At 30.3% G+C, this 386-nt stretch carries 1 protein-coding gene; it reads left to right on the forward strand.

What is annotated here, in order from left to right; genetic code table 11:
• Positions 1-273 (forward strand): cell division protein FtsQ/DivIB (locus QWI17_RS18150; RefSeq protein WP_302723942.1); only part of this gene is annotated, 273 nt, incomplete at its 5' end.
• Positions 274-386 lie beyond the last annotated feature (113 nt).

The raw sequence follows: 386 nt of genomic DNA on the forward strand, positions 1-386 counted from the left end.
TTTGTTCAAGCTTTGAAAGCAGACGATTTATTAAAAAATCATATCATAGCAATTCAAAAAGTGGGACAACGTTCTTTTAATTTAATTGTAAACACAGGAAACTATTATATAGAATTAGGAACTTTAAACAACTTTGAACAGAAGTTACATAATCTAAAATTATTCTATAATCAATACATTGATTTTATAGGAACTGAAGATTATGAAAAATTGAGCTTGAAATTTGTAAACCAAGTTGTAGCAACCAAACGAATAAAAAATGGAGAACAATAGTAAGATTGCAGTTGGCTTAGACATAGGGACTACAAAGATTGTAGCGCTTGTCGGACGAAAAAATGAGAACGGAAAAATCGAAATTCTTGGACACGGACAAGCAAAAAGCTTAG

It is taken from the genome of Gilvimarinus gilvus, from assembly GCF_030518155.1.
Taxonomy (GTDB): domain Bacteria; phylum Pseudomonadota; class Gammaproteobacteria; order Pseudomonadales; family Cellvibrionaceae; genus Gilvimarinus; species Gilvimarinus gilvus.